Raw genomic sequence first — 11,969 nt, 5'->3', positions numbered from 1 at the left:
AAAGGAGCGTCCCATGCGTGAGATCTTTCGCCCCGCCGCCGTTGCCTTGAGCACTGCCTGTCTCGCGCTCGCCTTATCGGCCATTTCCAGCGGCGAGGTGCTGGCGCAGGCCAAGCAGGCGCCGCCGAAGCAGGCTCCTGCCCAGGCCGCGCCGCCGCCTGCCCAGCAGGAGGTCCCCGCCGTCAAGCAGATCGCGCTGACCGACAAGCAGATCGAGAGCGTGCTGGCGGCGCAAAAGGACGTTGACGCCATCACCGACAAGATTCCCGACAATGCGAAGCCCGATCCGAAGATCGACGCGCAACTCGACGCCGTCGCCAAAAAGAACGGCTTTGCCAGCTACGAGGAATACAACACCGTGATCGACAACATCAGCCTGGTGCTCGGCGGCTTCGATCCTGCGACGAAGAAGTTCGTCGGAGCCGAAGCTGTGCTCAAAGCGCAGATTGCCCAGGTCAAAGCCGACAAGAAGATGTCGGCCAAGGACAAGAAGGAAGTGCTGGCCGATCTCAATGAGGCGCTGAAGTCGCCGCCGCCGGCAATCGAGAACAAGGGCAACATCGATCTCGTTGCGAAATACTACGACAAGCTCGCCGAGGCGCTCGGCGAGGGCGAAGAATAGTCGCTAGCCACTGGTTCAACGAAAGCCCCGGAGAAGAAATCTCCGGGGCCTTTTTTGTTTTTGTCAGCCTTGGTGCGCCTCAGGTGCGGGTGCGCATCCGCATCATGAAGCTGTCGTAGCTCAGCTCAGCCACCTGATTCCATGCCAGCGATTCGTTACGGAACGCCGACAGGCTCGTATACATCTTGTTGAAGTGCGGGTTGTTCTTGGCGAGATCCGCGTAGATGCCGTTGGCGGCATTGTAGCAGGCTTCCAGCACTTCCTGTGGGAACGGTCTGAGGATCGCACCCGCAGCCAACAGCCGCTTCAATGCCGGCGGATTGACGTAGTCGTATTTGCCGGTGACCCAGGTGAACGTATCGTAGGACGCGGTCTCGATCGCGGCCTGGTAATGCTTCGGCAGCGCGTTGAATTTTTCGAGGTTCATGATGTTGTGGCCCTGGCCGGTGCCTTCCCACCAGCCCGGATAATAGTAGTACTTCGCGACCTTCACGAAGCCGAGCTTCTCGTCGTCGTAGGGGCCGACCCACTCGGCCGCATCGATGGTGCCCTTTTCAAGCGCCGGATAGATGTCGCCGCCCGCGATCTGCTGCGGCACGCCGCCGACCTTGGCGATGATGGTGCCGGCGAAACCGCCGACGCGGAATTTGAGGCCCCGGAAGTCATCCATCGACTTGATCTCTTTCCGGAACCAGCCACCCATCTGCGCGCCGGTAGAGCCGGTCGGCTGGCCGATGCAGCCATACTCCTTCAAGAGGTCGTTGAGCATGTCCATGCCGCCGCCGAAGCGCAGCCAGGAAATATGCGAGCGTGTGTTGAGGCCGAACGGCAGCGACGTGCCGAAGGTGAAGGCCGGGTTCTTGCCCCAATAGTAATAAAGCGCGGTGTTGCCCATCTCGACCGTGCCGTTCGAGACGGCGTCGAGCACCTGCAGACCGGGCACGATTTCGCCGGCCGCGAACGCCTGAATTTGGAATTTGTTGTCGGTGATTTCGGCAACCCGCTTGGCGAAATATTCGCAGCCGCCATACAGCGTATCGAGTGCCTTCGGCCAGCTTGCCGTGTAGCGCCACTTTATCTCCGGGTTGGACTGCGCAATCGCTGGCGCGGCAACCGCACTCGCGGCAAGACCGACGCCGCCCACCTTCAAGAAATCACGACGTTTCATTTGTCTCCCCTTTGTTATCGTCGAGACCGACCAAGGGACAACGATCTAACGTCGTCTTCTCTGGTTTTCCGATGGGCGGTGCCGGACTGTTGTCTAGGAATGTGGGCCCTGAAACCTAGGCTCTTGGTGATGCAATCAATTTTCCCGGCTTTATGGACCTGAAGGCAGGATGACGAATTGGTGATTGATAATCAAGCGTTCTGGTTTGGCCGCAAGTGCGAAGAGCTGCCTGAATATCGAGCGGCCCAAGTGCAGTACTGGTTAGTCGGATTGCCGCATTGCGGTAATTCCGCCGCGCAGGCGCCCAGGGACAGCGCAAGACAGCGTCCATCATTTGCATGCGTAGCGCAGCGGAATTTCTGGCTGCAGCTTGTTTCCGACGCGCGCCGCGTGATCATCGTCTCGTGGAGAACACCGCTTCCATCGCCCTGCGTGTCTTGATGGTGTCGCTGTTTTCATCGACCTCGACATCGCTCCAGCGCACTACCTCGCCATGGGCGACGTCGTTCTTCAGCTTGACGCGGTGGGCAAGTCCGATCGGCAGCGCACCGGCGGCGAGGCTTTTCGATGCCGGCATCAACTTGCCCCACACGGTGTAGCCGCCTTCGCCGTCGAGCATTTCGCCGGCGCGCAGATCGCGTTTTGCTACCGCCGCGACGTCGCCGCGAAAATCATGCGGCTGACCGGTCGGCTCGTTGCGTAGCGCGGCCGAGAGGATGGAGATATTCAGCTCAAGTCCGATCAGATGATACGGCTTGTACATCGCCGCATATCGGCCTGATGCGTCGGTCTTCAGCCCATATTGCCTGAAGCAATCGGCAGCGTAATCGTTCGGCGCTTCCAGCACGACATAGACGCCCCAGCGCAGATCCCGGAATACGGGACGGCCGTCGCGCTCCAGCGAAGAGACGACTTCCGCAAGACCGGCCTTCTCCAGCACGCCGCCCTTATCACGTGGCCGCATCACATGCGGCAGATCGTCGACGCCGCAAGGTGGAAACAGCAAACCGTCCGACGGCACGTCCAGTCCGGTCGCGTTGGCGATCGCCGCCATTTCGATCGCGGACTTGGTGCCGTCCAGGAACGAGTTGAACATCTGCGGGTTCATGCCGGCCGATTGTGCTTCGCCCGCCGTCAGCCCGTAATGCTGCCAGACGCCGTCCGGTGTCACGTCGTGATAGGCGGGCAGATATTTGGTGCCCTTGCCGGCGGCGACGACGCGAAAGCCCGTCGCGCGCGCCCAGTCCACCATCTCTGCCGTCAACGCCGGCTGGTCGCCATAGGCCAGCGAATAGACCACGCCAGCCTTGCGCGCTTCCTGCGCCAGTAGTGGCCCGGCCAGCACGTCGGCCTCGACATTGACCATCACGACATGCTTGCCCGCCGCAATGGCCGCGCGGGCATGCCTAATGCCGACGGCCGGGTTACCGGTAGCTTCCACCACGACGTCCACTGCGCTATCGGCGATCGCGCGCGCGCCGTCGTCGGTGAAGACCGTCCGCGCGATCCGCGTCTGATCCCAACCGACGGTGCGGCAGGCTTCGCGGGCGCGATCGCGATCGATGTCGATGATGACGGGCACTTCGAGTCCCGGCGTATGCGGTACCTGCGACAAGAACATCGAGCCGAATTTTCCGGCACCGATCAGCGCGACGCGAACCGGCTTGCCGGCCGCCAGGCGGGCGTTGAGAAGGTGGTGAAGGTTCATGGAGATCGGGCTCTCTGTTTGAAACGTGTCCCGGACGCGGTGCCGCACGTAGTGCTGCTCCGCAGAGCCGGGACCCATGGGGAAGGCGCGGGTGGAGCGTGCCCCGGCTCAGCAGCGCACCGCTTCGCGCTGCGCTGCGTCCGGGGCACGAAAGCTTTACTCCGCCGCTTGCCGATGCGCACGCGCGAGCCGCAGCAGCGCGTCATCGTCGACGGTCTGGATCGGCTTAAAATCGCGATGCGCGATGTAGTCGGGCCGCGTCGGCGTGCGGATGTAGTTCGAGACCGCATTCAGCGTCAGGTAGACGATCTTGCGCGGGTAGGGCGTAATGTTGCCGCTTGATCCGTGCACCAGATTGCCGTGGAACATCAGCATGCCGCCGGCCTTGCCGGTGGGCGCGACGATGCCGCCTTCCTGCACCAGCCGCGTGACAGTCTCCTCATCCAGGGTCCACAGCGGATAGGACGTCGTTTCCAGGTCATGCGAGGCCTTGAGGTCGCCGGCGTGCTGGCTCTTCGGCACCAGCATCAACGGGCCGTTGATCGGCATTACCTCGTCCAGGAAGATCGCGATGTTCATCGCGCGCGGCTCCGGCATGCCGTCGTCGCGTTTCCAGGTGCCGTAATCCTGATGCCACTGCCAGACATCACCGGTGAAGGCGGCTTTGGCGTTGATCTTGAATTGATGCATGTAGACCTTCTCACCGAAGATCTGCTCGATCGGCTCGATCATGCGTGGATGCGCGCCGAGAGCGCCGAACGCCTCGTTGTAGAGATGCGCGGCAAAGGCGGTGCGCGGCGCGCCGCTCTTCTCGCGCCACACCTCGGGTCGGTTGGCGTCGTAGATGCTGACGGCCTCGCGGGCGAGATAATCCACTTCCTCCGGGCTGAACAACTCCGGCAGGAACAGCCAGCCTTCGCGGTTGAAGAATTCGATCTGCTGTGGCGTCAGTTTCATGGTGTTTCCTCCTTTGGTTTTTGGTTTGTCATTCCGGGGCGATGCGAAGCATCGAATTGTGGTGCGCAATTGCACCTGAGAATCTCGAGATTCCGGGTCTGGTCCTTCGGACCATCCCGGAATGACGGCGCCTCGATTACGCCGCCTTATCCGTCGCCCTCAGTCTCTCTTCAGTCATCCGCCCGGCCGTCTGCGCATGCGCCAGCGCCGCGGCCTCCGCCGCCCTGGCGTTGCCGGTGAGAATCTGTGCGGCGATCGCCTCATGCTCTTCCCAGGCGCGTTCGCGGTAATCGAGCTCCGCCAGCACCGTCGCCATCGAGCGGCGCATATGCGGCCATTGCGGCGCGATCATTTCCTCGATCGCCGGATTACCCGCGAGGCGATAGACGGCGCTGTGAAAATCGACGTCGAGGGCGATCAGCCGCGAAAGCGGCGTGTCTTTGCCGATGCTCCGCCCGGCCTGCAGCGCCGCCTCGAGCTGCATACGCCCGGAAGCATCGGCTCTCGCCCGCCCAGCCGCGAGCTTTGCCGCCAGCGCGTCGATGGCGCCCCGCACTTCGTAGAGCTGGCGGATCCGTTCCGGATCGAGCCGGGTGACTTCAAACCCGCGGCGGCCGCTTTCGGCGACGAGCCCCTGCCGATGCAGCAGATGCAGCGCATGGGACACCGGCTGGCGCGATACGCCGAGCTTTTCCGCAAGCTCGTTCTGCCGGATGCGATGCCCGGGCGGCAGCGAACGATCGGTGATCGCCTCGAGGATCCGGGCATAGACCTGGTCGATCAGGTTGGGAAGCGGATCCAGTGGGATCATGCCGGGCCGTCCATTTTGGAATACGGAATTCCGAATTCAAAGTTAGCGACCGACCCCGACTGAGTCAAGGGCTTGTGGGGAGACTCACAGTTGTCGGATGCCCGGCAGCCTATACTTCGATGGGGCGCGTGATCGGAGGATGTTCATGGACAACGCCGCGAGTTTCACGGGCAGCATCCCGCACTATTACGATCAGGGCCTCGGACCGGTCATTTTCGTCGAATATGCCGCCGACATCGCGCAACGCGTCGCGGCTGGCTGCCCGGCGCGGGTCCTGGAGACGGCGGCTGGTACCGGCATTGTCACGCGCAAGTTACGCGATGCGTTGCCGGCCGATACCCAGCTTACGGCGACCGATTTCAATCCGCCGATGCTCGATATTGCCCGCGCCAAGTTTCAGTCCGGCGAGCAGGTCGCCTTCCAGCCTGCCGATGCGGTCGCGCTTCCCTTCGCCGATGCAAGCTTCGATGCGATCGTTTGTCAGTTCGGGCTAATGTTCTTTCCGGACAAGCCAAAATCCTTCTCCGAGGCCTATCGTGTGCTCGCGCCCGGCGGCCGCTACGTGCTCAGCGTTTGGGACTCTCACCGCTACAATCCGTTCGGCCGGATCGCGCATGAAGTGGCGGGCCGTTTCTTCGCGACCGACCCGCCGCAGTTTTACAACGTGCCGTTCTCCTGCCACCAGATCGATCCGATCAAGGAGATGCTGATCACGGCTGGCTTCGGCGACATCGGCATTGCCGTGATCAGGCAGGTAAGAGAACTCCCTGATGTCGCGACTTTCGCGCGGGCAGCCGTCCGCGGCAATCCGCTGATCGATCAGGTCCAGGCGCGCGGCGGCGTCGATCCGGACCAGATCGTCGACGCGATGGCACAGGCGTTTCGCCGCGAATTCGGCGATCCCGGCCGGATGCCGGTTCAAGCGATCGTGTTCTCCGCAACAAAAATGACGCCGCTCATGTGAGCAGGTTTACGTCGAACTGTTCGATCCGCTCGGCATCGGCCACTGCTTCCACCGCCGATATCCTGTCGCCACTGATCGTCAGCCGCACCACGATGCGCAGTTCCCCGCCGAGAATGACGGCGAGCGCCAACGCACCGTCGACCAGCGCCGGCTTGGCGGCTTGTGCGCGTCCTTTGAAGACTTCGGCGACCGCGGCAGCGCCACGGATTTCCGCGAACGAGCCCAGTCGCTGCGCGGCGGAATCGGCGCGGAACACCACGTCGGGATCGAGCACCGCGAGCAGCCCTTCGAAGTCGCCCTCGCGTGAAGCCTTGATGAAGGCCTCGACGATGGTTTTCTGCCGGGCAAAGTCGGGATCCGGCGGCGGCGTGCCCTGCACCCGGCGCCGGGCACGGCTGGCCAGTTGCCGTGCCGCGGCAGGCGTGCGGCCGACGATGGGCGCGATCTCCTCGAACGGCACGGCGAACATGTCGTGCAGCACGAATGCAAGCCGCTCCGCGGGCGCGAGCGTTTCCAGCACCACCAGCAGCGCCGCGCCGACGGAGTCGGCCATCTCTGCGTCCCGCCCATGCTGGTCATCGGCGACAGGTTCCGGCACGTGCGGACCCATTGGTTCCTCGCGCCGCGATTTGCGCGAGCGCAGCATGTCGAGGCAGACGCGGGCGACAACCGTGGTCAGCCACCCCCCGAGGTTTTCGACCGCGCTGGTATCGGAACGGCTCAGCCGCAGCCAGGTTTCCTGCACGGCATCATCGACCTCGCTGGTCGAACCCAGCATGCGGTAGGCCACCGCCCGCAGATGGGGTCGGTTGGCCTCGAATTTCTCAGCCAGAAACTTTTTCTCGTCCATCGGTCACATTCCCATGTCGCGTTCCGTCATGGTGATGACGAACGAAAGCGCGCCGATGTGACAGCAAATCGGCGCCGCCGCGTCAAAAACAGAACCAACCATATGGAGCGCAAAATGATGCAAGCCCGAATGAATCATCCCGTCATGGTCGTTCCCGACGCCATGAAGGCGCTGCACGCGCTGGGCGACCTGACCAAGAACAGCCTGCCGGAAAAGCTGCTCGAACTGGTGCACCTGCGGGCGAGCCAGATCAACGGCTGCAGCGTCTGTGTCGACATGCATTCAAAACTCGCCGGCAGGGCCGGCGAGACCGGCGAGAGGCTGTTCGCGGTGGCCGCCTGGCGCGACACGCCCTATTTCACCGAAGCCGAGCGCGCGGCCCTGGCGTTGACGGAAGCGCTGACACGGATCAGCGACCGCGCCGATCCGGTGCCGGACGAGGTCTGGAGTGAGGCCGACAAGCATTTCGACGAGGCGGAGCTCTCGGCGTTGATTCTGGCGATCGCCAACATCAATGTCTGGAACAGGCTCAATGTAGCCGTGCGTCAGCCTGTGGGCGTCTGGAAGGTGTAGCGGGGGACGGAATCCCCAAAACTATCGTCAATTTTAACGCGCCGGAACGTGCTTAATTCACCGGCGCGCGCTAAACATCAAGCCCGGCCGGATCGGCTGGGCTTTCGCTTTTTGTTGCCTTCATCCGTTTCCCGACATGTCCCTGGTTCTAGAATATACCTCGATGCTGCGACCGACCATCCGCAAGCAGAATCCTCGGCATCGCCATCGGGCTGATCTCTTTGATGGTGATCATCTCGGCGCTGTCGACGGTGATGACGCGAAAAATTGCGCATCAGCTCGATGAGCTGACGACAAAATATGTCGAAGCATATGGGCATCTGGCGCGGATGAACGTCCGCTCCCTGGAGCAGGCGGTGGCGGTTCGCCGGATGGTGTTCATCAAGATACAAACGCCGCCGGACGAGACCGCCTTTGCAGATCAGCAAACCATCTATGAGGCGAAAGGGCGGGAGATCGACCAGGAGGCGCAGGCCGCACGCGCCCTGATCATTGCAATCATTGATGATCCGACCACCGTCTCCGACGACGCCAAGCTCGGACGGATCGAAAATCGGATCGAGACCATAACGAGCGACCTTCGCCGTTATCTGGACGAAGAGCATAAGCGGATCTGGCCGCAGCTCGATTCCGGCAACATGCCCGAGGTGCGGGCTAGCCTTGTTCGGACCGATGCGCTCCGCGACGAATTCAATCGCAAGATTGAGGAAATCCGACACGACATGCTGGAGCAGGTCCGTAGCGACGCGGCCGTGACGATGCGGGATCAGCAGCGCGCGATTGTCATCTCTGCGATCGTGACGATGCTTGCGGCCATTCTCGGACTGACGTTCGCGTTCTTCGTCTCTACCGGCATTACCCGCCCGGTCCGGCGGCTCTTGGACGGTACCCGCGCCGTTGAGGCCGGCCTGCTCGATGGGTCCATCGACGTCACCACGCGGGACGAAATCGGCCAGCTCACGACGGCCTTCAACAACATGGTCGAGCAATTGCGCTACAAGGAGCGATTGCGCGAAACGTTCGGCCGCTATGTCGATCCGCGCGTCGTAGAAGGCTTGATCGCCTCGCAGTCGCTGACTGCGAGCGACGGTGAGCGGCGGGTGATGACTGTGCTGTTCTGCGACATGAAGGGCTTTACCAGCCTGAGCGAGGGCACGACGCCGCAGGGCCTCGTCAAGGTGATGAACCACTATCTCTCGACGATGTCGGGGCCGATCCGCAGCCATCGCGGCATCATCGACAAGTATATCGGCGATGCGATCATGGCCTATTGGGGGCCTCCGTTTACCGAGCATGGCGAACAGGCGCGGCTGGCCTGCCTTGCCGCCGTCGAGATGGCTGATCGTGGCACCGCGCTGCGCACCGAACTGCCCGAATTGCTTGGCGTGCGAACCGTGCCAAGCGACTGCGAAGTGCGTATCGGCATCGCCACCGGCGAGGTGCTGGTCGGCAGCATCGGCTCGGAGTTCATGATGAGCTACACGGTGATGGGAGACGCGGTGAATCTGGCGTCGCGCCTGGAGAACGTCAACAAGATCTACGGGAGCCACTCGCTGGTTTCCGAGGCTACGATCACGGCGGCCGGCGATGCGGTGGAATCGCGCGAGATTGACCGGCTGGTCGTCGCAGGCCAGACCCGTCCCGAAACGGTGTTCGAGATCATCGGGCGCGCGGGCGAGTTGACCGAGAAGCAACTTGCACTGCTGGCGCGGTACGCCGAGGGCCTCACGGCCTATCGGACGCGCCGCTGGGATGATGCGCGCCGGGCCTTCCAGGCGGCGCTCGAGGCGGTCCCCGGCGATGGGCCATCCAAAGCGATGGCCCAACGTGTTGAGAACTTTCAGGCCAATCCGCCGGCCGCCGATTGGGATGGCGCGTGGCGGCTGGATCAGAAGTAGCGGCTGGCTGCCGGCCTACGCCGCGAGAAACTCCAGTACGACGTTGCAAAATTCCTGCGGCGCGTGTTCGAACATCCAATGGCGTGTGCCCGGGATCACCGCTGTCTGCGCGCCCGGAATATGTTCGGCCAGCACGCGCCAGTTCACCGCCAGCGCGCCCCTGGTGTCGCCGCCGCCGATCAGCAGCATCGGTGTCCTGATCGCCTCCGCTTCGCTCTTCAGGAATGGCTTGCGGTTTTCGCCGACCTGACCGAGCAGCGTATGGATATTGTCGCGCAATTGCTGCCGCGCCACCGCCGGCCATCGCGCCCATGCGCCTTCGCCGTCGATGCCATCGACGAACAGCGCCAGCGCGCCGTCGATGTCACCGTTGCGCACCATCTCGGCCGCGACCGGAATGCGCGGGCCCAGCGGCACGGGGCCAGGAGGTGGACTGCTCGGCTGCAGCGCAGGCTCGAGATCGCCGCCCGGTTCGGCAAGGACGGCCTTGCGCAATAAATCAGCCCGCGCCTGCGCCACCCGGAATCCAATGTGGCCGCCGCGGGAATGGCCGATCAGATCGACCGGCCCGGCATCGAGCTTTTCGATGAAGCCGATGACGTCGGCGACGTGCTGCGCCATCAGATAGTCGTTGCCGACGCCGTCCCAATGTTCCGGAAAGAACCGCCGCAGGCTCAGCGAAATCACGCGGTGCCGTTTCGACAGCGGCCCCAGCACGGCGTTCCAGGTGCGGAAATCGCCGAGCGTGCCGTGCACGAGAACCAGTGGCGGGTTGTTGGCAGCGCCTGGGCCGACATCGAGATAGGCCATGTCGTAGCCGTTGACGTTCAAGGTCTGCATCGCGATCAATCCTCCGCGAGATACGACAGCACGATTTCGCAATATTTTTGCGGCGCCTGTTCGAACATCGGATGCGTGGCCCCCGGGATCATCTCAACGCGCGATCCCCTGACGTTGGCGGCCAAGGCATTGAGCACCTTTGGCAACGTACCCTTGGTGTTGGCGCCGCCGATGAACAGCGTCGGCGTCGTGATCGCTTCCGCATCCGCTTTGGAGAAGGGCGGTCGATGGTCGCCCATCTGCCCGATCAGCGTCGTGGCGTTGTCGCGCAAAAGCTGCTTCGGCGTCGCCGGCAGGCGCTTCCAGGCGCCGGGCCCTTCCAGCGCATCCAAGAAGATCTGCAGGCCGCCGTCGATGTCGCCTTTGACGATTGCCTCCGCGGAGGCCGCGATCTGAGCGGCCAGCGGCGAGGGGCCGGGCTTGTAGGCGGGATCGAGCGTGGCGTCGAGTTCGCCCCCGGGCTCGGCGAGGATCAGCTTGCGCAACAAGTCAGGCCGCCGCTGCGCGACGCGAAAACAGATGTGCCCGCCGCGGGAGTGGCCCATCAGGTCGACTGGCCTTGTGTCCAGCTTTTCGATGAAGGCGATCACGTCCTCGACATGCTGGGCGATCGAATAGGTGTCGCCGACACCGTCCCAATGCTCCGGGAAGAAATGCCGCAGCGATGGCGCGATCACGCGGTGCTTGCGCGTCAGCGGTCCCAGCACCGACGACCAGATCCGGAAATCGCACAGCGAGCCATGCACGCACACCAGCGGCGGGCCATTGCCGGCGCCGTGGCCGACATCGAGATAGGCCATATCATAGCCGTTGACGTGAAGGATCTGCATACGAAGCTCGTGGAATTGGAAGCAGGCGAGGAGCCATTGGAAGGGCCATTGTAAGCCGTCGGCGGGAGCCCCAGATCAGCGGAAGTTGTTCATGCCGTCAAGTTCCCCCGGGATTCGGGTGGATAGCAATAATCTCCAAGCCTAGATTTGAGCCTGAGAGGAAAGCTGGGTGGCACTGAACAGGAGAATATGGAGCCAGTCATGACCGGGCACCATTTTACGATATTCGACACCGCGATCGGTCGTTGCGGCATCGTCTGGGGCGAGCGCGGCATTACCTCGGTACAATTGCCGATGGGCGATGAGAAGAAGACCCGCACCCGCTTGCAGCAGCGCCATGGCGACCTGATCGAGACGCCGCCGCCGGCAAAGGTGCAGGCCGCGATCGACGGCATTGTCGAACTGCTCGAAGGCAAGCCGAACGATCTCGCCGACGTCGTGCTCGATCTCGACGGAGTCCCCGAATTCAACCGCGGCGTCTACGACATCGCGCGTACGATACCGCCGGGCAAAACCATGACCTATGGCGATATCGCCAAGAAGCTGGGCGGAGTGGAGCTGTCGCGCGACGTCGGTCAGGCGCTCGGGCGCAACCCCTGTCCGATCGTGGTGCCGTGTCATCGGGTGCTGGCGGCGGGCAACAAGCCCGGCGGCTTCTCCGCCAATGGTGGGGTGGTGACGAAGCTCAAGATGCTGGAGATCGAAGGCGCGGCGGTGAACCACACGCCGAGCCTGTTCGATTAAGGGG

The 11,969-nt window shown here is 63.0% G+C and carries 12 protein-coding genes; 5 read left to right on the top strand and 7 right to left on the bottom strand.

Translation table 11 applies throughout. The features are described 5' to 3' along the window. Positions 1 to 13 precede the first annotated feature (13 nt). The gene (locus ACFXS9_RS29650) at positions 14 to 622 is read left to right on the top strand and encodes a hypothetical protein (protein ID WP_392695005.1); all 609 of its coding nucleotides are present in this window, start codon (positions 14 to 16) and stop codon (positions 620 to 622) included. A gap of 79 nt (positions 623 to 701) precedes the next feature. Here ACFXS9_RS29650 and ACFXS9_RS29645 read toward each other — a convergent pair whose 3' ends face one another. The 4 genes from ACFXS9_RS29645 to ACFXS9_RS29630 form a co-directional block, all read right to left on the bottom strand. Further along, the gene (locus tag ACFXS9_RS29645) at positions 702 to 1,790 is read right to left on the bottom strand and encodes a TRAP transporter substrate-binding protein (protein ID WP_057841585.1); all 1,089 of its coding nucleotides are present in this window, start codon (positions 1,788 to 1,790) and stop codon (positions 702 to 704) included. Between the two features lie 394 nt (positions 1,791 to 2,184). Next, positions 2,185 to 3,498 (bottom strand): NAD(P)H-dependent oxidoreductase, encoded by a 1,314-nt coding sequence (locus tag ACFXS9_RS29640; protein ID WP_392695002.1) that lies wholly within the window; start codon positions 3,496 to 3,498, stop codon positions 2,185 to 2,187. A gap of 156 nt (positions 3,499 to 3,654) precedes the next feature. Then, positions 3,655 to 4,455, bottom strand: a complete 801-nt coding sequence (locus ACFXS9_RS29635; protein WP_392695000.1) for a phytanoyl-CoA dioxygenase family protein — start codon at positions 4,453 to 4,455, stop codon at positions 3,655 to 3,657. A 136-nt stretch (positions 4,456 to 4,591) separates the two neighbouring features. Continuing rightward, positions 4,592 to 5,266, bottom strand: coding sequence for a GntR family transcriptional regulator (locus ACFXS9_RS29630; protein ID WP_392694997.1), 675 nt, complete (start codon positions 5,264 to 5,266; stop codon positions 4,592 to 4,594). Positions 5,267 to 5,411: 145 nt separating this feature from the next. On the opposite strand from ACFXS9_RS29630, the gene ACFXS9_RS29625 reads away from it, so the two are divergent. Beyond that, on the top strand, positions 5,412 to 6,230 hold the full coding sequence (locus ACFXS9_RS29625; RefSeq protein ID WP_392694994.1) for a class I SAM-dependent methyltransferase: 819 nt from the start codon (positions 5,412 to 5,414) through the stop codon (positions 6,228 to 6,230). Here the strand turns inward: ACFXS9_RS29625 and ACFXS9_RS29620 are convergent. Next, positions 6,223 to 7,080 (bottom strand): sigma-70 family RNA polymerase sigma factor, encoded by an 858-nt coding sequence (locus ACFXS9_RS29620; protein ID WP_392694989.1) that lies wholly within the window; start codon positions 7,078 to 7,080, stop codon positions 6,223 to 6,225. The two genes, ACFXS9_RS29625 and ACFXS9_RS29620, sit on opposite strands and share 8 nt — an antisense overlap. Positions 7,081 to 7,197: 117 nt before the next feature. Between ACFXS9_RS29620 and ACFXS9_RS29615 the strand changes: the two genes are divergently transcribed. Both ACFXS9_RS29615 and ACFXS9_RS29610 read left to right on the top strand, forming a co-directional pair. After that, positions 7,198 to 7,653 (top strand): carboxymuconolactone decarboxylase family protein, encoded by a 456-nt coding sequence (locus tag ACFXS9_RS29615; protein WP_392700085.1) that lies wholly within the window; start codon positions 7,198 to 7,200, stop codon positions 7,651 to 7,653. 224 nt (positions 7,654 to 7,877) lie between these two features. After that, positions 7,878 to 9,551 carry an adenylate/guanylate cyclase domain-containing protein gene (locus ACFXS9_RS29610; RefSeq protein ID WP_392694986.1) on the top strand — a complete coding sequence of 558 codons (1,674 nt, stop codon included), beginning with the start codon at positions 7,878 to 7,880 and terminating at the stop codon, positions 9,549 to 9,551. Positions 9,552 to 9,566: 15 nt separating this feature from the next. On the opposite strand, the gene ACFXS9_RS29605 is transcribed toward ACFXS9_RS29610, so the two are convergent. Continuing rightward, positions 9,567 to 10,391 carry an alpha/beta fold hydrolase gene (locus ACFXS9_RS29605; protein ID WP_392694983.1) on the bottom strand — a complete coding sequence of 275 codons (825 nt, stop codon included), beginning with the start codon at positions 10,389 to 10,391 and terminating at the stop codon, positions 9,567 to 9,569. 5 nt (positions 10,392 to 10,396) lie between these two features. Then, positions 10,397 to 11,221, bottom strand: coding sequence for an alpha/beta fold hydrolase (locus tag ACFXS9_RS29600; protein WP_392694980.1), 825 nt, complete (start codon positions 11,219 to 11,221; stop codon positions 10,397 to 10,399). Between the two features lie 201 nt (positions 11,222 to 11,422). Between ACFXS9_RS29600 and ACFXS9_RS29595 the strand changes: the two genes are divergently transcribed. Next, positions 11,423 to 11,965 (top strand): methylated-DNA--[protein]-cysteine S-methyltransferase, encoded by a 543-nt coding sequence (locus ACFXS9_RS29595; RefSeq protein ID WP_392694977.1) that lies wholly within the window; start codon positions 11,423 to 11,425, stop codon positions 11,963 to 11,965. The last annotated feature ends 4 nt before the right edge of the window (positions 11,966 to 11,969 follow it).

The organism is Bradyrhizobium sp. RDI18, from assembly GCF_043203335.1.
Classification (GTDB): domain Bacteria; phylum Pseudomonadota; class Alphaproteobacteria; order Rhizobiales; family Xanthobacteraceae; genus Bradyrhizobium; species Bradyrhizobium retamae.
Note: the sequence above shows the minus strand (reverse complement) of the source record. Positions and strands in the feature narration are given on the sequence as shown.

Excerpts from the sequence above, each read along its gene's own strand:
- ACFXS9_RS29650 (WP_392695005.1), top strand. The coding sequence starts at position 14 with ATGCGTGAGATCTTTCGCCCCGCCGCCGTTGCCTTGAGCACTGCCTGT.
- ACFXS9_RS29645 (WP_057841585.1), bottom strand. The coding sequence starts at position 1,790 with ATGAAACGTCGTGATTTCTTGAAGGTGGGCGGCGTCGGTCTTGCCGCG.
- ACFXS9_RS29640 (WP_392695002.1), bottom strand. The coding sequence starts at position 3,498 with ATGAACCTTCACCACCTTCTCAACGCCCGCCTGGCGGCCGGCAAGCCG.
- ACFXS9_RS29635 (WP_392695000.1), bottom strand. The coding sequence starts at position 4,455 with ATGAAACTGACGCCACAGCAGATCGAATTCTTCAACCGCGAAGGCTGG.
- ACFXS9_RS29630 (WP_392694997.1), bottom strand. The coding sequence starts at position 5,266 with ATGATCCCACTGGATCCGCTTCCCAACCTGATCGACCAGGTCTATGCC.
- ACFXS9_RS29625 (WP_392694994.1), top strand. The coding sequence starts at position 5,412 with ATGGACAACGCCGCGAGTTTCACGGGCAGCATCCCGCACTATTACGAT.
- ACFXS9_RS29620 (WP_392694989.1), bottom strand. The coding sequence starts at position 7,080 with ATGGACGAGAAAAAGTTTCTGGCTGAGAAATTCGAGGCCAACCGACCC.
- ACFXS9_RS29615 (WP_392700085.1), top strand. The coding sequence starts at position 7,198 with ATGCAAGCCCGAATGAATCATCCCGTCATGGTCGTTCCCGACGCCATG.
- ACFXS9_RS29610 (WP_392694986.1), top strand. The coding sequence starts at position 7,878 with ATGGTGATCATCTCGGCGCTGTCGACGGTGATGACGCGAAAAATTGCG.
- ACFXS9_RS29605 (WP_392694983.1), bottom strand. The coding sequence starts at position 10,391 with ATGCAGACCTTGAACGTCAACGGCTACGACATGGCCTATCTCGATGTC.
- ACFXS9_RS29600 (WP_392694980.1), bottom strand. The coding sequence starts at position 11,221 with ATGCAGATCCTTCACGTCAACGGCTATGATATGGCCTATCTCGATGTC.
- ACFXS9_RS29595 (WP_392694977.1), top strand. The coding sequence starts at position 11,423 with ATGACCGGGCACCATTTTACGATATTCGACACCGCGATCGGTCGTTGC.